The sequence below is a fragment of the Candidatus Odyssella thessalonicensis L13 genome (genome assembly GCF_000190415.1).
Taxonomy (GTDB): domain Bacteria; phylum Pseudomonadota; class Alphaproteobacteria; order Paracaedibacterales; family Paracaedibacteraceae; genus Paracaedibacter; species Paracaedibacter thessalonicensis.
Genome location: NZ_AEWF01000008.1, coordinates 18,391 through 36,925, shown reverse-complemented (window position 1 = coordinate 36,925; position 18,535 = coordinate 18,391). Strand labels below are relative to the sequence as shown.

Annotated in this window: 15 protein-coding genes and 1 pseudogene; 4 read left to right on the top strand and 12 right to left on the bottom strand. The window is 36.3% G+C overall.

What is annotated here, in order from left to right:
• Window positions 1-323: 323 nt before the first annotated feature.
• The 4 genes from HMO_RS0111370 to HMO_RS0111355 are packed head-to-tail and all read right to left on the bottom strand — an operon-like array spanning window position 324 to window position 6,566.
• Window positions 324-938 (bottom strand): nucleoside/nucleotide kinase family protein, encoded by a 615-nt coding sequence (locus HMO_RS0111370; RefSeq protein WP_010303203.1) that lies wholly within the window; start codon window positions 936-938, stop codon window positions 324-326.
• Window positions 925-2,292 (bottom strand): MBL fold metallo-hydrolase, encoded by a 1,368-nt coding sequence (locus tag HMO_RS0111365; RefSeq protein ID WP_245528679.1) that lies wholly within the window; start codon window positions 2,290-2,292, stop codon window positions 925-927. The genes HMO_RS0111370 and HMO_RS0111365 overlap by 14 nt, the downstream gene beginning before the upstream one ends.
• Complete coding sequence (locus HMO_RS0111360; protein ID WP_010303187.1) at window positions 2,213-3,799, bottom strand: MBL fold metallo-hydrolase; 1,587 nt, start codon at window positions 3,797-3,799, stop codon at window positions 2,213-2,215. The genes HMO_RS0111365 and HMO_RS0111360 overlap by 80 nt, the downstream gene beginning before the upstream one ends.
• A 1-nt stretch (window position 3,800) precedes the next feature.
• Window positions 3,801-6,566, bottom strand: coding sequence for a hypothetical protein (locus HMO_RS0111355; RefSeq protein ID WP_010303183.1), 2,766 nt, complete (start codon window positions 6,564-6,566; stop codon window positions 3,801-3,803).
• Between the two features lie 475 nt (window positions 6,567-7,041).
• On the opposite strand from HMO_RS0111355, the gene HMO_RS0111345 reads away from it, so the two are divergent.
• Window positions 7,042-8,343: an ATP-grasp domain-containing protein gene (locus HMO_RS0111345; RefSeq protein ID WP_010303179.1), complete on the top strand. Its 1,302-nt coding sequence runs from the start codon at window positions 7,042-7,044 to the stop codon at window positions 8,341-8,343.
• A 349-nt stretch (window positions 8,344-8,692) separates the two neighbouring features.
• On the opposite strand, the gene HMO_RS0111340 is transcribed toward HMO_RS0111345, so the two are convergent.
• The 5 genes from HMO_RS0111340 to HMO_RS0111320 all read right to left on the bottom strand — a co-directional run bounded on the left by HMO_RS0111340 (window position 8,693) and on the right by HMO_RS0111320 (window position 11,881).
• Window positions 8,693-9,352: an F-box protein gene (locus HMO_RS0111340; RefSeq protein ID WP_010303177.1), complete on the bottom strand. Its 660-nt coding sequence runs from the start codon at window positions 9,350-9,352 to the stop codon at window positions 8,693-8,695.
• A gap of 265 nt (window positions 9,353-9,617) precedes the next feature.
• On the bottom strand, window positions 9,618-10,316 hold the full coding sequence (locus tag HMO_RS0111335; protein WP_010303170.1) for an IS6 family transposase: 699 nt from the start codon (window positions 10,314-10,316) through the stop codon (window positions 9,618-9,620).
• Between the two features lie 290 nt (window positions 10,317-10,606).
• On the bottom strand, window positions 10,607-10,912 hold the full coding sequence (locus HMO_RS0111330) for a helix-turn-helix domain-containing protein (protein WP_033444752.1): 306 nt from the start codon (window positions 10,910-10,912) through the stop codon (window positions 10,607-10,609).
• A gap of 1 nt (window position 10,913) precedes the next feature.
• On the bottom strand, window positions 10,914-11,246 hold the full coding sequence (locus HMO_RS0111325; RefSeq protein ID WP_100070084.1) for a hypothetical protein: 333 nt from the start codon (window positions 11,244-11,246) through the stop codon (window positions 10,914-10,916).
• 362 nt (window positions 11,247-11,608) lie between these two features.
• On the bottom strand, window positions 11,609-11,881 hold the full coding sequence (locus HMO_RS0111320; RefSeq protein WP_010303152.1) for an HU family DNA-binding protein: 273 nt from the start codon (window positions 11,879-11,881) through the stop codon (window positions 11,609-11,611).
• Window positions 11,882-12,324: 443 nt separating this feature from the next.
• On the opposite strand from HMO_RS0111320, the gene HMO_RS0111315 reads away from it, so the two are divergent.
• Window positions 12,325-13,029: an autoinducer binding domain-containing protein gene (locus HMO_RS0111315; protein WP_010303149.1), complete on the top strand. Its 705-nt coding sequence runs from the start codon at window positions 12,325-12,327 to the stop codon at window positions 13,027-13,029.
• A 286-nt stretch (window positions 13,030-13,315) separates the two neighbouring features.
• Here HMO_RS0111315 and HMO_RS14825 read toward each other — a convergent pair whose 3' ends face one another.
• Both HMO_RS14825 and HMO_RS0111305 read right to left on the bottom strand, forming a co-directional pair.
• Entirely contained in the window at window positions 13,316-13,909 is a 594-nt protein-coding gene (locus HMO_RS14825) for an acyl-homoserine-lactone synthase (RefSeq protein WP_010303146.1), read from the bottom strand.
• Window positions 13,910-14,256: 347 nt separating this feature from the next.
• Window positions 14,257-14,967, bottom strand: coding sequence for a JAB domain-containing protein (locus HMO_RS0111305; protein WP_010303143.1), 711 nt, complete (start codon window positions 14,965-14,967; stop codon window positions 14,257-14,259).
• Between the two features lie 619 nt (window positions 14,968-15,586).
• Here HMO_RS0111305 and HMO_RS0111300 point away from each other — a divergent pair.
• Window positions 15,587-16,477 (top strand): DMT family transporter, encoded by an 891-nt coding sequence (locus tag HMO_RS0111300; RefSeq protein ID WP_010303140.1) that lies wholly within the window; start codon window positions 15,587-15,589, stop codon window positions 16,475-16,477.
• Window positions 16,478-16,718: 241 nt separating this feature from the next.
• Here HMO_RS0111300 and HMO_RS0111295 read toward each other — a convergent pair whose 3' ends face one another.
• Window positions 16,719-17,537 (bottom strand): alpha/beta fold hydrolase, encoded by an 819-nt coding sequence (locus tag HMO_RS0111295; RefSeq protein WP_010303137.1) that lies wholly within the window; start codon window positions 17,535-17,537, stop codon window positions 16,719-16,721.
• Between the two features lie 262 nt (window positions 17,538-17,799).
• Here HMO_RS0111295 and HMO_RS15290 point away from each other — a divergent pair.
• Window positions 17,800-18,494: pseudogene (locus HMO_RS15290) on the top strand (IS6 family transposase).
• The last annotated feature ends 41 nt before the right edge of the window (window positions 18,495-18,535 follow it).

Sequence of the window (18,535 nt, the reverse complement as noted above, 5' to 3'; positions counted from 1 at the left end):
TCAAAACATATCCTCTGATCTTATAAAAAAGCATCATTTATCTAAATTCACTTAAAAGTTAAAGTATAAATATAGGTGCTCAGATTTCAGCTTACACCTGTAAAGAAATAAAGAAAGTGACCCTATTTTTTACCCAATTAGAGGAGGGGGGTATTGTTAAGAAAGGACATACTTTAAATTAACAGTGTCTCTCTGCGGTGAATAATAGAATAGCAATATGATGAACGCTTATGCATCACACTTAAACGGGTTCTGATGCTACCGTCTTAGATGTCAATATCTTTATAACACCCTTCAAAAACAATTTTAATTACTGACTAATATTATAATATCACCCCTTTTGCCTCTATAAGATGCGTAATAATGTTTTTTAGCGTGTGCCTTAGTGAGTAAGAAGTAAATATCTTTTCCATTTTAGTGTGGCAAGATAAATCTTGAAACTTCTGGAGAAAATATTCAATAAGGTCAAAATTTTTACCTATAATATAGTTGAAAAGTTCTTTATCCGTTTTAGAGCGCTCTATTAAACGATTATAAATAAGTTGGTATGATTTTTCTTGGTCTTTATGGGGTAATATAAGGAAAACATTATCAAATTTCTCCAGAAACTTTATAACCTCAAGCTTTTTAAATACTTCATCAAAACAAACAAAACCTGCACCAAAATCATATATGGAGGGACTCGAAGGTAAAACTAAATTATTAACTATATAATCATATTCAAACCCTTTTAGATAACTATAGTAAGCTTCAATTCCTTCCTCTTTTAATATATCTTCAGCGTGTTCTTCATTAAAACCGCTCTCAAGAAAATACTGACCTTTGTGCGCGTCAGTATGTACTACCGGCAGGCTAAAGAAGTCACCTATAACCTGAGATAATGTAGTTTTGCCTGCACATATAGGTCCTACTAATGCTATGGAGCTAGTTAAGTACATGGCGTTGAGTAATCTTATTGGCTAGCTCTGGTCTAATTTGTTCGGCAAAATACTTGTAAAAGAAAGCAATTGGTGAATCTAATTTATCGCCTAGATACCATTGTCTCATATTGGTTGTAGCTACTTCCCATACTTGAATCTCACCTTTTAATATGCTTGCAAAATCTTTAAGGTACCATTCAACGCCAAATGGATATTTCAATATTGCTTCTTCATCTATATCCGTTTCTTCAAAAGTAACCTTATTAAGGTTTAAATGATATGCCTTTTTGTGTGTAGGGGAAAGACGGTAAATGATTAAAAGCCTCTCTGATTCCAAACTTCCTTTAATAAAATTATTTAGAGAGAGTAACACTTTTCCAAGAGCCGTACCTACTATCATTCTAGCGAGAAGAGCATGCTCATTCTCTATAAGTTTAATATCAGCAATAGTCTCCTCTTCATCTTTATAATTGCCTGTTACTGCCTCTTTCAGTATGGAAGGAATAGTCGCTCCACTTATGCTATTAAGCCGTTCTGCGTATATTTTTTTTTGAGATGCGTCTAAATTTGACCAAGGTTCGTGTAGTATTTCACCAGTAAGCGAATTAAAGCTTTCACCCGGCTCTAATCCATGAATTCTCCTACCAATAGATAATTGGGAAGCTAAATTACCGAGACTCTTAATATCAGAATATTTGAATGGAATAGAGTTGGGTGAGTCATAAATATAGGCTCCACCACTAAAAAAGACATGTCTAACTTCAGGCATTTCTTGCGTATAAGTACAAGTTACCTCTGATAAAAGTTGGAGAGCTTGATTGCTTGTATCTTCCTCACTGGGATATATATTATCAAAAGCTCCAGGCACCCCTTTGTGTGGAATTTGTGAGTTATTGGTAGCTACAAAAAGGGTAGGACATTTTTCTTTTTTCTCCTTAATATCTTTGATAAAAAGAGGATTTATTAGAGTATCAGATTGGATTATTAATCGCGCTCCCGGATCACTTTTACTTATAATGTAAGGATGATATACTCTCCTTTCCCAAAAAGGAGTGTTAAAGCATCCCACATAAAATTTAAACAATAGATCCTTAGAATCTACCCACTCATTATGCTTACATCGAGTAACTTTAAACCCAGCAGCTTGCAAGTTTTCAGCAACAAAATTAGGGGTATAGTCACCTACATAGATGTGAACTGTACGCTCAAGTTTTAAAAGTGAGGGAAAATGAAAATGATCTAAATGTTCATTGGTAATCAATACAGCATCTAATCTTCCTAACAAGTTAAGGTCAATATCTAATCGAGGTGGATAGATTTTGAATTTTACATTTCTTGAGCTTCCAAAAGCATCTGTTAACACTGGATCTATAAGTATCCGTGTATTTTTTTCCTCTACTAGCCAGCCTTGTTGTCCTAAGTATCCTAGTTTCATTGCTTAATTCCTGTAAAAAATTTATTCCATCTTTTTTTAAAACTTTATAAGCAAGATCTGGCCGACAAGCCTCACCAAACCAATTATAAAAGCTCGCTACTGGACTAAAAAGAGGCTCACCTTGATACCAAGATCGCATGGAAACGCCAGCCATATCCCAAACTTGCAAGTTTCCTCGGAGCATTTCAATGAAATCTGAAGCAAAGCATTCTATTCCAAATAAAACTAAAGAAAAATTAGGTAAACTATTAGAGTCTACTATCTCAAATCTTCCGGTCCGCAAATTCAAACCGTATTCTAGAAAATTTCCATTTTCTAGTCTCAAGCGGATCATAAGAACATAGGGGCTAGCCTGCGGATTAAGGAGACTTTCTTTGGTGGAGGATTCGCCATTAGGGGACACAAGGAAATATTTAGCAAAATCATTAAGCTCAGCTTCAAGAAGGTCAATATAAGTGTATATTTCTTTGTCACAAAGATGCGTTTGAGGGGTAATTTCGTTATATTTTTTATCTATTTTTCGGTTTAAGCTTAAGGTCTTAAGTTGCTCAAATTTACTCATATCCATCTTAATCCAATTGACTTGACCAATAATGGAGGCGGTAGAATTAATAGAAACCACTTCACCAGGCCAGGGACCAATTATTTTTTTACCTTCAAACAATTTTTGACCAGCCTCAGCAAGTTCTTTTTGATCTGAGAAAGGAAATGCTCCAAAGTCTTGCTCGTATCTTTTAGTAAATCCTCCCCCACAAATAACAGCGTTTTCCCATTCTAGACCCTCAAGATAATCAATCAATAACTCACTTAAGATTTTAAGACCATAACTATCATTTTTCTCATAGGCATACATATTCATATGGTTATCAAGGGTTCCTAGTACTCCGGGAGGAGTAATTTGGGAATTGTTAGATACAAAGATTGTTTTAGGGCTTGGAATTATACCTTCAGATACATCATTTTTATAATCTTGAGAAACAAGAGCATCTACTGCAATAAAGATACCATTTTCTACCTCTCCAACCGGTGAAATGTATATTTGAGTTACCCTTCCTTCCCACAAAACAGTATCTGGGTGCGGAGGGTAAAGACGGATTTCTAATTCGCCTATCTTAAAAGTTTTCTGGAAATCAATACGATTTGTTCTCAGACCAGCTTCTTGTATAAGGCGATCAACAAAATCGAACATCGTAGGCCCAAATATAATAGGAGAAGAGGAGAATCTTACAAGACTAGGTATATGAAAGTGATCCGAGTGTTCATGGCTTAAAATGATTGCATCTATCTTAAGGTTGGAAGGAAAATTAACTTTTCTTGGTGGGAAAATTTCAATGCTATTGGCTTTCGCATTGCCAAAGTTATCTTCCAAAACTGGATCAATTAGAATATGGGTATTTTTATGTTGGATAAGCCAAGATTGATGGCCTAAGAAGATGCATTCCATTTTAATTTTTCCTACACTGTAAGGATTCAAAATCTATTTTATTATTAACTGTAAATCTATGATCCACTATAATAGCGCTCATATGGTAGCAACTTATATATGTTTGAATCTGCCGCACAAAGTTATCCCAATTTGATTTATCTAGGTGGGAAAGTGCTTCATCCAAAATTATAAGCTTTTTTGAAGCAAGCTTATCTTTTAGATATTCACTAATCCCTCCTTTAAAAGGAGGAATAGAAAGAATATCTTGAGATGCTTTATCAAAATATAGAATATTATTGAGAGGACAGATTGAGGAGTCGTTTAAAGAGAAGCGTGCAATCTCTCTCAGATAAGTACTTTTTCCAATTCCTGAAGGGCCTATAAGAGAATAGCAGCAGCCTATATCTACAAGAATTTCTTTAAAGCTATTCTGCGTAATGGATACATTAACTTCAGGAATGTGTAACTGATGCTTGAGAATTTCTATCCCTAAGGGCTCCCTTATAACTAAAACAGGATAGCTATTAAGCCGTATGTATGACAATTTGTGGGTATTAAAACCAGTTAAAGCTTGAAAAAAGCTCTGAATTAGACGATCCACAATAAGTAGAGAAGTAAAAAGCCCCGCAAGCTGGTTGTCATAGGTAAAATTATGCTCGTAAAACTTCAAATTCCAAAGAATAATGATAGCCGAAAGAGCTTGAGCGCAAAAAATAAGCGCAGTTTTTAAAGTAAATAAACATTGGTATCTCTGGACAAATCTACTTACGCTTTCTCTTAAAAACTCTGCCCTCTTTGTACGTAAGTAATCTATAAAGAAGGCTGATCCTAAGCAAGAAAAATTTAAAGCATTTTTCAAGAATAAATTTATTCCTTCAACTAGCTCTGTTTGAGCAGCCTCGATTTTACTAGCTAGAGAGACCCAAAGCCAAATTGCACAAAATATAAAAAGGCTGGCAATAAAAATTGCGTTAATGTGACCTTCCCAAACTATGAGGACTACTGCTACTACTATATTGAAGAAATACCAGTTTAAATCATGTAAATAATAAGTAAGGCGTTCCCAAAAAACCGTAATATCTCTTGTAAGTCGATGCACTATGTCAGGACCATTCTGAAAATTGGCTATTAAAAGAATATCATCAACCCACTTTAGTCCTTTTCCCCTTAGTACTTTTTCTATGGTCTGCCCTAATTTTGAGCAAGCATATACGCTGACGATACCCAAGATTAGTGCTATAATAATATTATTTAGAACATAACCATCTTGCTTCTTTATAAGCATTCCAATTAAAGCTAATGCTAAAGCAGGAAATATGAACCAAGGGCTTAAAGAAGCTTTTAAAAGAGGCAATACTTCTCTAAATAAACTTATAGATGAGGAATCAATTTTTCCTTCTTCTGACTTGTTTATCTTCTTATCTGGTTCAGAAATAAGACTTTGTTTTTGGTCCTGAGTGTTTATATCTTTGGAAATAATTAATCGTTCAAAATGTTTCAGATTAATTGTTACCTCTTTAGAGTAGAGTTCAATAATCTGTAGGACCTTTCTAAGCGTATTGTTGTCAAGTGAAGAAAACTCGACTGATATATTTAAAGGGCGATGAGTAATTTTAGCCAAATTAAGCGCTCTCAGAAGAAGAATACGCTCACGTTGCCCAGCGGAAATATTTTTACCACCTAATTCTAAAACGTAGTTTTCTTTTTTATCTAACTGCAATTCCTGAACTAAGCCAGATATTTCTAAGGCAATTGCATTGAGATCAGTAACAAGGATGTTGCTTTCTAGTGTATCTTCCCAAATCTCCCAACTATCATCAAAGTTTATAGCTGCATTTGTTTTCGATAAGTTTTCTTCTTTTAGTAAAGTGAGATCCTCAAAAACGGACTTTATTTGAATATAAGATGCAGGGAAACGACCAATTTCCATAATAACATTGATAAATGGTATCATTACCCAGTATATCAACAAAAGCGGCACATTTAATGGAGTAGAAAATAACGTGCAAATAAAAACTGAAATACCGATAGGGATAATCCCACTAAAAATAATCAGATAAGCATCTAGGCATTTCCAGAAAGAGTCTCTGTTACGGTTTGCAACCTCCTCTTGCAAGATATGCTTTAACTTACTTAAAAATGTATTTTGGATTCCCCAATTAAGTAAGTATTTACGTATACTTACCCACCTGCTTACTAGCTCCGTGCGGTCTCTTGCATTGCTATAAATCTGCTTTGTATAATAAATAGTACGCTTGGCAATTAGGTGAGAAAGTAAAATATATAATAAGGAGGAGAATACGAGGAGGAAAGTATCTATAAAACTAACAAAAACTGAACTTAAACAAAGTATAAAAAACACAATAATAAAGTATAAAATATCGCTAACCCTGATCAAATCTTCAAAAAGTATTAGGAAGTCACGATTAGCTATCCGTTCTAGCTTTTCTTTTCGACTGAAAGATAGTTTTGAGGACAATAATTTATTGAGAAACCAGCTAGAAACCTTTTTACGGCTATTAATTTCCACTACATATGAGAGGAGTAATAAAAATAAGCGGCCCATAAGCAAGCATGCTATTGGAGTAAAAGGTTGATGCTCAGGCGAAGATATAAATAGATAAATTAAATAAGATACAGCTATGCCAACAAAGAAGCTGACTGATTTAATAATTGGCAATAATAAAAAATATGGCCCTGTGATTGTAAGGGCTTGCGCTGAAAGTAATTTAATATCTTTATAATATTGTAACAAATATAAAAGACTCCGATTCCATTTCTCCATTTATTATATCTCACTCAAAGATCTTTGAGTGAGATATAATAATGTATGCTTAACGTACGTAAGCGATTATCGTTGTAGGAGTCTTAGAACCTTTTGACTCCTTAATAGTTTTAGTAATATTGTTTATCTTTTTAATATGTTCTGCAGTTAGTTTAGTCATATTTATATTAATCTCCTTTTATTTAAATTATAATTATTTACACCTTAAATTTATATAATATTAAGGGCAAACCAATAAAAATTGTTATCAAATATGCGTTCAAAAAAAAGATAAAATTCCATATAATTTAACCTTTAATTTTTAGCTTTGGTACTTTTTTTATACAGAGAAGCAAACATACTAATTAATACAGGTTTTACAGTGATCACATAAAATAACCTTCCCTTTTAAAATTTTACCCCCTAGAACAAAAAACACCTAGTACATGTATATTTCCATGCATGGCAGATATATTTCATCAGAAGGACAAGAATTATGAGCCTCTTTCAGTTTTTACTAATCAATTTTGCTTTTTTGCAAACATTAGCCTTTGCGGCTGAAGAAAGCCACCCTGTTCGAGAAGAGGCTATTGTTGTTTTATCTAAAAGTGGAACTAAACGTTTAGAAGCAGACAAATTTTTGTCTGAACTTCCATGTAAAACGATTGTTGTGTGCATGGGAGAAAAGGAAGACATACAACTCTTTTCAAAAAATGACAAATTAATTGTATGTGAAGTCCCCGAATATGTTTCTTCTCAGGGACCAGAACTAGCTTTATTACAGCTTACAAAGAGTTATAACATTGTAGGGCTTTGTGCAAATACAGAAACAGATATTACGAGAGCAGCTTTTCTCAGAGAATACTTTAATATTCCTGGGCAAGATGCAAATAGTGCTTTTGCATTTAGAAACAAAATTAGAATGAAAGAGATACTATCTAAAAATAATGTTAGGGTCCCTCGTTTTATTAGGGCACATACAATTTTTGATGTTATAAAATTTTCCTCAGAAAATCCTTTCCCTTTAATTATGAAGCCTGTAGATGAAGCAGGTGCTAAAGACGTAACATTATTGAAAAACGCAGAGGATATAAAAAAACTAGCATTCAAGAAAGAAATTTTCTTCTCAAATAATCCTGGATGGGATTTAGAGGAATTTATTGAAGGGACAATGTTTCATATTGACGGGCTCACTCAAAACAACAAAGTACTGGTAGCTTGGCCTTCTCAATATGTAAATCAATGTATGGAGTGCGTATCTGGTAAGTTTACAGGAAGTTATATGCTAAGCCCTGATGACTCTCGAGTAAGCCCAATACTAGAGTATACTCAACAGGTCATTAGATCATTACCCGATACAAAGGGTTCCGCATTTCACTTGGAAATTTTTCAAAAAAATTCAGGAGAAATTGTATTTTGTGAGATTGGCTCTCGTGTAGGGGGCGGCTTTATCCGGTTGGATTGGCAAAAATGTTTTGGATTAGATTTGCTTGAGCAACATTTCGCTCTCCAAGCAGGTTTACCTGCTACAAAATATCAGCAATTCCCAACTGATCAAACAGGTTTTGTTCTTATGTATTCAAAAGGAGGCAAAGTTAAAGAAGTTAAGGACATTTCCGAGAGTGAAGATCTATTATTTCTTGATACTTGGCTAAGGCCAGGCGATATTGTTGAAAATCCTGCTAGCTTATCTGATACTATTGGACTTGTGGCCTTTAGAATTAAGCATTCAAACAATCCAATTAATGAGGTTGAGAAATGGGCACAGCGCCTTAAAGAGAGCATTATTATTGAATAATCAATAAGATTATCCATAAGACATAGTCACTAGGACTATGTCTTATAAAAAACACCTATCCCGTAATATAAGATGTGAGATTTGTAGAAATCATTTTAACATTTTGTTCAAAAAATTACCCTCTTTATTTTGAATAATAATTATTTCTTACTTCTTATTGCTTCACTTTTAATCTTGTAAAAGTCCTGGACCTGATTCTTTCACAGATTTTTTTGACTGAGAATTCATTGTTTTTTGTTAAAGACATTAAGGTTGGGTATTTCTTTGATATTAACGCTCTTAGTTTGAGCGCTTTCCTTCCTTTTACATGAACATAAAAGAATTATCTTCTCCTTCAAGATGAAGACTGTTAATTTAGAGTATACTTCCTGGCTACATACCCGGGAACATAAGAACTTATAGCTGAGTTCTGGATTATATTTTTACCAGTTTTTAGCTTTCGCCAATAATTTATCAAAGCTGAGGCATCTCCATGTCCTAAAGCGGCAGCTTTTCTAATATAAGCTCTCTTTTTTGAAGGATTGCTGGATTTTATACCCTCTAAATAATAGTAATTTAAAAAGGCATTCTTTTTATAAAATCCCTCAGGCATTCGCTGCTCAGATTTGCTATAAGGCCCTAGCTTTACGAACATTTTCCAATACATTTCCCTTGAAAAAAAATTATGCAACTCACGACATGTACTTGCGAGATTTACAATGTCTCTTGGAGTACAATAATATGACACTGCTTCAATAAGCTCTGCTGGGAAGTCAGCAAAAAATAAGTGGTCATCTTTGATAATTTCTTGGTTTTCGACTATCTGCCAATCTCCTCTACTATTTTGCATATCTCTTGTAAGGGATAAAAATGAAAAAAGCTTTCGAGGAAGACAAAAACATGACATAGAGCTTCTTGAAATAAAAGTGGCTTTATAAGTAGGAGAATCTTCTAATTCGAGAGAAAACACTTTAATACTATAAATGGAAGAGCATAATATTATTGAATTAATAAATAACTTTAAAGGCATTCTATTTTCTCTCTAACTACGCTGTAGACTAAAAGTTGTAAATCTAGAGCAGTGTCTTAAGATTACTATGATAATTTCTTACTGTAGCAATCTATTAAATTCAAGCTAGATAAGAGGAGTTATTGAATTCCCTATCTATTTACTCAGTAGAGTATACTGTTAAAATGGCTACTCTTTTTAAAAGTGCCTATAACTGTACCTAGATTTATGGGTCTGTTGCATTAAGAGAGTAAGGGTATAGGAAATCTAACAATTATCTACAATTTTAAGAGTATATATGGAAGAGCTCATTAATGAGCTTGATCTGCTCACCTAAAGACTTCCTCAAGAAACAGGTTTGCTTCTTAACAAGCATGAGCATGGCTTCAACGCCCTTCAATGTACGATTCGCTGTATGAAAGGATTGAAAGCTAAGCATAGGTACAAGCCGCCTTTTCAATCTACTGTGGTCAGATTCAATTCTATTATTGCTGTATTTTACTTGAGTATGACTGACATTCTGGCTTAATGATTCCTCTTTCTTTATTCTCTCTATAGCTTTAGCATAAGCTGGATTTTGATCCGTGTTAATCTTACATGGGTGTTCATGACATTGTTTAAGGGCTCTTTTAAAAAATTTAATAGCACTCTTAGTATCCCTTTTATGCGAAAGCATAAAATCAATGGTTTGGCCATCAGAAGTTATAGCACGATAAAGATACTTCCATTGACCTTTAATTTTGATATAGGTTTCATCAACTTTCCAGGAAAAACCCAATGGCTTAGCATACCAGCGCAACCTTTTCTCAAACTCTGGGGCATATCTCTGAACCCAACGATAGATGGTTGTATGATCAATGTCTACCCCACGCTCCTCCATCATTTCCTCAAAATTACGGTAGCTAACCGGATAACGCAAATACCAACGCATACATTGTAAAATGATTAAGCCCCTAAAACGACGCTTCCAGAAATCACTCTTCATTGTAAAAACCTATCTTCACGAGCTTTGATAAATGCTATTATCTTTCATTAGTTTCTACATGCAACAGTCCCTAAGAAACTTACCTTTCAAGGAATTGATGAGAATATCAATACCAATAATGCAACTGGCCGTCTTCTTTTTAACATGCTTGCCTCAATTGCTTAATTTGGAACAGAAATTCAACTGCTCACAACTAGTTCCGTCTAGCTTCTAACTTATATCTTATAGCAGGTTCCTATAATATCCTTGTGAGATAAATGTTAGGAAGAAATTGCTCAGTACTTTATTGATTAATCTCTCAAGGAGCTTTCAATTTCTTGAGGATGCTTAGAGATCGCATATAGATATGCTAAAACGGCTCTATCCGGATGACGTCTATTATGCTCCCAATTGCGTAAAGTATGTAAATTAAAGCCAAAACGTGCAGCAAATTCTTCCTGCGTCATATTTAAGGCCAGACGAACTTCTTTAGGATTAATAGAGTCGGGTATACTTACGGCCTTTATGGATCGATGCTTTGTCACTTTGCTTTCATTTCTTTCACCCTTTGCAAACTCAACAGCTTCTCTCATAGATTCAATTAATCGTTTTCCCATATCAAACTCCATACTCATTAGTCAGCTCATCAATCAAGCAATTTAGTTCTTTCTTATCAGAAGGAGATAAATCTTCCTTTCTTGATTTGGAATAAATATCCAGAAGAAAAAGCGGCATATTAAAGTTATAAAAGAAGTAGATAATACGCGCTCCACCTTTCTTGCCTTTTTGATTAGCTTGCCATCTAAGTTTGCGAATCCCTCTTAGTCCAGGAATTATATCACCTACTTCTGGATTCATAGCTAAATAATCTTTCAAATTACCAAGCTCATCTTCTTGGATTAACTTCTTGGCTTCTTTGATGAAAAACGAAGTTTCAACAATAGTTACCAAATTGAAATCTGTATCATCATGCTTCATATATTAAATATAGGTCAATGGCTTAGTAAGTCAATGACTTATTTATATGTTGATTATAAAATTGAACATAGGGCTGCCAAGCTGCCTATATTCCAACCCATTATTTGCATTCTTTAGAATTGTTTCTTCTAAGAAGTATAATTTTCCCCATAATGAAATCGTAGCCCCCTGAAAAATTATCCTTGATCAAACCATAACTTATGGTAAGGCCATAGAAGAAGTGGTGAAAAATATGATTAAACCCAAATGCCAGGCATCCACAGGAAAATGTGACAATAATAAGATATTATTTCATCAAGCCTGATTGAGAAGGCGACTAAAAAGCCGCTTATCACTTAGTTTACAGCGTCTTTAAGCGCTTTACCGGCAGAAAAGGAAGGGGACTTTGAGGCAGCAATAGTAATCTCCTGTCCTGTTTGGGGGTTGCGTCCTTTACGAGCAGCTCTTTCAGTCACCTTAAATTTACCAAAGCCTGGCAGATTAACTTCTTCCTTTTTCTTAAGGCTAGCTGTAACCGTTGCTAAGATAGCATCAAAAACTTGGTTTACATTGCTCTGTGGTAGATTGCATTGTTCAGAAACTGTTTTAATGAGATCAGTTTTATTCATGATCATTCCCTCTTAAGTTGTAACTTTTACAATTTATCAGAGATACGAGGAACTGCAAAATAGTGTATTAATGTTAAGCATGCTTTTATGTCATAACGCATGACAAAATTACAAAATGAGCGCTCCCAGAAGAACAATTTTTTAAATCTCTGAACCAAGCAAGCTACTTGTTTAAGAATTTTGTGGATAAAAAGCTTACTTTTTAGTATTTATCTTAGCTAGAACACATAATAACAAAACCGCTTTCTTACGATTTAGGTCATCAAATTCTGATCGGCAGAAGCTTAAACGTCCTTGTAGGCCCATAATGCTTAAAGCTATAAGTCTTCTTTTTATAGGCTTTCTTCTCTCAAGCTGCCAAACCCGAATTCCTGAATACTCAATTGCTCAAATAACCCCGAAAGCGGATGGAAAGATCGATTACCTTTTAATTGGCAATAATAATGAAAAAATCCTCCTTAGAAGCTCCCCAAAACCCGACTATAAAGTTGGCACAAAAATCAGATTTGCTTAAAAACGGGCGAGAGGGTTTGATTAAACCCTCAGCAGGTTTTATTGCTTCTCTTCTTGAAGGGCTGCCCTGTCAATACTTCAGTGTATATTTTTATCCAGAAAGGGATATCTTTTATGACCCAGAGTATTATGAACCCGGTTATGGTCTTTCCTTGTTAAATTATAAGCTTACAGATGAAGAGCTTTTGACTAATTATCCGATGTCATGGCTAAAAGAGTATTTTGATAAGGAGATTATTCTGATCGATCCGGTGCTAGTGAAAGGGTGCCATAAATTGCAACCTTTCTGTTGGGGGTACATCAATTCCGATCTTCCAGCTATTCCTCTAGACCAGAATTTGAATCATGTTCTGAAATACTCAACAGAGTATGATATTGTTAAAGGATTAACCATACCTCTTGCTTTAGGGCGTCAGTGCTATGGCGTCTTTACGGTGACTTTTAACCCTGATTACAACTTTAATGATCACCAAATATTTAGCTTAGGGGCCTTTCTGCAAAGTTTGGGGTTCTATCTATTATCTTATGAAAAATCGACTCCCTTAAAACCTTTAGATCCGCTATATCAGGAAAAGCTGATTGAATCTCTTGCCGTTTTAGAAACCCAAGTTAAGCTATTGCGTCGTTTGTTCTAATTAAGAAAAATATCTTGCTCGATTATTATAAGAGGGGGTTAGGAGGGAGAGCTGTTGGTTTATTGATCTGTATTTCTACCCGAGGAGGAAGCTAAATTAATAATGAAAAAGGCAGAATTTCTTTCTTCCCGTTGTAAAAGGGAAGTAAGGGAAAAAAGAAATTCTGAGAGCTTCTTATAGGAGAAGGGAATAACGCTCCACGAAGCCCTTGAGATAGAGAACAGATAAAACTTAACAGGACATTTGGAAAGCTCACAGAATTGAAGTGAGCTTTTTAGAGATTTGCTTACTCACTGTTGCTTTCGGCTTTAGCTTTAAGGCTATCGTGGATCTCCTGAGAGATAGGAAGAAGTCCAATGACAGTCTTAGTCTCCCCGATTTGTACCACTTCTGTGATCCGTTGAAGGGGCCATCCTGCTAGCCGTAATGTTCGCTCCATGCGCACATCCACCACGGTAATGATACTTTCATATCCATAATCAAGGGCAAACTTGACCATACCGGTAAATAAATCGAAGGTGTGAGAGCGGAGGGTTTTGCCTGATCCATTATCGGTAAAGACCAGACCAAAACGGCTTGTCTCGAGAAGAGTCATCGAGCGTTCAACCGAGATGCCTTCAGGGAAGAACTTCTCAAAAATCTCATAGGTAAGGTTGGGGAAAAAGGAGGGGGTTAAACGAACTCCTCCGATCACATTATTATCTTGAAGTGTGAGGAGGTAATGGCTGTACTCAGAGTCAAACTCGTCAACTTCTCGATCACCGTCCAATTGAACATCCCAGTTAAGGCGATCATGAAAAATCACTTTCCGAACACGTTGATACTCAGCCACCATCTCTGGGTGATCTTTAAATGAATTAGGGGTTAAATGAACTAACATATTGATCTCCTTTGGTTTCATCCAAGATATAAGGATGATAAATAGAGATTCAATATTTCAGAAAGGCATTAAATGCCCATCAAGTAAAAAACGTAATAAATAATTTAATAAAATATTTTATATTAAGTATTTTATTATAGAATTAGAATTCTAGGTTGAATTTGTGAAGCTCTGATAAGGAAAAAGCCGGAGGAGGGGCTTAGAAGCTGAAGGAGAAGACCTAAGAAGCTTATATTTCAAAGATAGGAAAGCACGAAACGGTTTTCAAGTCTTTTTTTGAGGAGCATGAACTCACAATTTTTTATTGGCGGAACTGATTTTAAATCCTGTCCAATAATCTCTACACATTAATCAAAATAGAAGGCTAGCTCTTTTAAGGAATGCATTCCTTTTTGATCCCAGAGAATATGATCATCAATTTTGATGCTAAAAGCAGCGCCGATCTCTTTTACTGTTTTTGTGAATTCCAGCTGTGACGCCGCTGGAAAATTGAAAACTGAGGTAATATGAGTGACTAAGATGATCCTTGTGGTAGTTTTAATAAGTCCGCGCTTGATAAGTTCGTTAGCAGTTATTGTATAATCCCCTTGGTCTGACAAGTTCTCATAATCATGAAACGCTAATGTTTGATCAGAGTACAGATATAATACATGGAGGCGGTTCGGAGTCGAAAAATGCTTGTTGGTTTGGAGGTAGTGGTAAATAACCTTTGAAGAGTTTAAAGTCTGAGGGTGTCCCTTCTTTCTGTTATTCTTCATTAATCTCTCAAATAATGCCTGAGTTATCTCTAAATAAAATATTAACGACCGACTTATCCCGGGGACTTCCCCTAATTCTTCCGGACTTGCTTTTAAAAGATGATTAAGACCCCCAAATCTCTCTAATAAAGCTTTAGCAAGGGGCCGGACATCAAAGCCATTGTGAACTTGATAAAGCATAAGCTCTACCAGCTCAAAATCTGTTAAGATGTCTGCCGGTCCTTGCCTAAGCTTGTCTTTTAGACGGGTTCGGTGATTTTCTTGTGGAGGAGTTGGTAGATGATAAAGATTATGAATCATAAGAAGAATTTTAATTTATTAACTTAATTTTGATAAAGTTATAACATACTCTCTAGTTAGAGTAGAGATAGAAAACGACAAACGGTTAATCATTTTAAATGAATAAGCCCCTGTAAGTTATTTTATAATACTCATGTGGGGCAGCGGGCGGATAAAGCTCTAAATAGCGTCCTAATTTAAAAAAAATCGTCTGCATGATGAAGTCTCATTTTCCATTCAAATTTATTCTAATATAATAATAAGTAATCCTTTTGACTAGGTTAAAAATAATACCACCTTATCGCACTAATATTATTTAACTTTAATAATTATTTTATTATCCTTGTACTTTCTCATATTCATGGGCATATTTTTGCATGCCTTTTAATTGACGTACTCCAGGGATTAAGTGGATAAAATTAAATATTGCCTTAATTGTTGGTAGTAAATCTTTCACCTTATTCTTGAGATTACTAACTTCATTCTGAATTGGTTAAGTAACAGCAAAGCTTTTGCATAGGACCGGGCAGGGAGGCAAGACATAGTAGTGATGCTGAGAGATCCGTTCGGCTAGGATTTTATCCACTTGGTAATGGAACCCAGCTTTTAGTAAAGATGAATTTGTGAAGAAAGGACCATTATGCAGTCGCACCCATCGCCCCTCTATGGAATTTTCTGGTTTCTATTAAGTTTAGTCGTGAGCAGTCTTAATGATCTCATTATGAAATCCTTAGGTCATGCACTCCCAGCTTTAGAGATTGTTTTCTTTAGATTCTTGTTTGGCGCTTTATCTCTCCTGCCCGCTGTCAGCGTTTTAGAGCGGCCAAATTTACGTCTTCATCTCCTGCGCGGCGGTCTCCTTTTCTCGGGCATCAGCCTCTGGTGTTATGGCATTCAAGTGGTTCCTTTGTCTGTGGCCTCTCTCTTAGGCTTTACAATTCCGCTATTTACTCTGCCTTTAGCCTATTTCTTTCTTAAAGAAAAGGTTACTTCCTGCCGCTGGCTCGCAACAATTGGGGGCTTTTTAGGTGTAGCTGTTATTGCTGTTCCCTCAGTTCAGAATTTCTCATGGATCTCCCTTACTTTAATCGCCGCTTCCTTCTTGTTTGCCCTTCTCGATGTGATCAATAAAAAGGTTGTCCGGAAAGAGTCGATGATTTCAATGCTTTTCTTTTCAGCTTTGATCACGGCTTTATTGAGTGCCGTGCCAACCTACTTTGTTTGGAAGACACCGTCGTTTTCTCAACTGGTCCTTCTCTTTGTTTTAGGGTTGGGTGCAAATCTGATCATTTATTGTATTTTGCAAGCTTTCAAGTTTGTGGAGGCATCAGCGTTGGCTCCTTATCGTTACTTTGAGCCTTTGCTGGCAAGCACTTTAGGATTTATCTTTTTTCAGGAAGTCCCCGAAAGTACTACAATATTTGGGGCGCTCCTTATTTTGCCGATGACTTTGTGGGCCACCTTTTATAAGGGAGGCGCACCCATGATGAGGCTGCCAAAAAAGCTTTTCTGGTGCTCATTCAGAAAGTAAATTTCTAAGCTTCACCTGGCCCTTAGCGTGCAAGGGTTGAGAGGCCGCTACTTTTGCAAAGAAAGTTGCCTAAAAGTGTCTTGCTCTAAGGCAGGCGCTTGGTCGAGAAGCTTAACGCTTCTCTGCCTCTATTTTAAAGGGTAGCCCCAAGTTAGCTCAGCATTCTCGCTGGCTTATCCTCGGGGCGACGCCTTTGAATCCTAATCTGAGAGAAATTTTGTCTCGAGGATATCGTTGTCTCTTAAGAGGGCATTAAACTCTGCTCAAACTTTTTAAAGGCCTCTCTCACTTCTTGAGGTTTTTCAAGCCAAGGATAATGACCCGCTCCTTGAATAAAAGCTTTCTCGATATTGGAGCGCATAAAGCGTGCGTCTTTTTCATAAAGGGAGAAGGGGGTAATGGCATCAAGTTCGGCTCCGACAATTAAAGTTTTAACTTTCTTGGGAATCCATTGAGCGGTATAAGAGATCTCGTGAGCTTTTCTGAGCCACCATACAGCGGGCTTATACGGAAACGGAATGCTTTTAAGCCACTGTGTTCCAGCTTCCAAATGGTGAGGACAGAAGTAATAAGGCATACAAGCGGCGAGTGCCTTATTGAAGGTCTCTTGACATGGATGGTTGATAAATTCTTTCATTTCGGCCGTAAGATCTGGAAGCTTATGCTCTTGAGCAAACCGGGCGGCTTCTTCAAGCCATAAGCAGGGGGCGGAATTAAGGATAACCATTCCTTTCAGCAAGCTCTCGCACTCTTTAAACAGGAGAGGCAACATTGCTCCAAAAGAATGGCCGACAACTACAGGATTAGTAAAACTTTGTACCATCGGAATAAATAGGGAGAGCCATTGATCATAGTTATCCAAAGGAATTTTATGGTCACCATTGCCGGGGAAGTCAATCAACCAAGTGTTTCCTGAACAGTGAAGGTGATCGGTTAAGCTTTTATAATAGCTTGAGTCAGCGCCGGCTCCGCCCGGAATAAACAGCCAATTCAGTGCACTGTTACCGTTTGTAGATACCAAAGTATATCTAATTTGATTTCCGTCATAAAAATATTTCATCTTATCCTCCTCTATATCTTCCCCCCATATCTTGGAGATTATATAGGTTAGGGTGCTGCTGGGCCATAATTAATAACAAATTCTTATAAATTATTAGAAGAAACATAAGTTTATCTTTTTATAAAGAGTAATTATCTAAAGAGGAGCCCTTTAGAGGATAAGGATCAAGCTAGTCTCCCTCAAGAGAAGAATCATTGCGGTTCCGTTGCAAATTTTTGAGAAGTTGTTAGGTTAAGGGGAGATTGCCCAATAGATGAGCCGTGTGATGAAGCCCAAAGAGTTTAGATATCGCCATTTCCTTCCCGAAGTTATCTTGCAATGCCTGCGCTGGTACTTACGTTATCCCATTAGCTATCGTCAATTAGCTGAAATGATCAGTGAAAGGGGGATAAAGGTTGACCATACAACCATTTACCGCTGGATCCAGCATTACGCTCCCGAATTTGAGAAAAGGATACGTTGGAATGCTCGCCCTTCAGCTTGGTCGTTAAGGGTGGATGTAAAGTCAAAGGCCAATGGAAGTATCTTTATAGAGCCGTCGATAAATATGGGCGCACTGTTGATTTTATGCTAGCTCATACTCGGGACCTAGCTGCTGCTAAGCGATTCTTTAAAAAAATGCTGAAACAGTGCAGGGATATGCCTTTATCTATTACCACTGATAAGCATTCTTCTTATCATACAACTATCGAAGAATTAAAAAAAGAAGGGCGTCTGGATGAACGCGTCAAGCATAGGCAAATCAAATATCTCAACAATATCATCGAACAGGATCATCGGCGTATCAAACGCCGTACCCGGCCCATGTTAGGCTTCCAATCGTTTAAGACGGCTAACCGAACGCTCAAAGGCATTGAAGCCATGGCCATGATGCTTAAAGAGCAAACAATTTATTTGACAAAAAGCTTCCAGGATCAGGTTCGATTTTTCAATCGACTTTTTAACGTATACGCCTAAATTGCGTCCAAATCATCTTACCTTTCAGCCTTAAACCAACC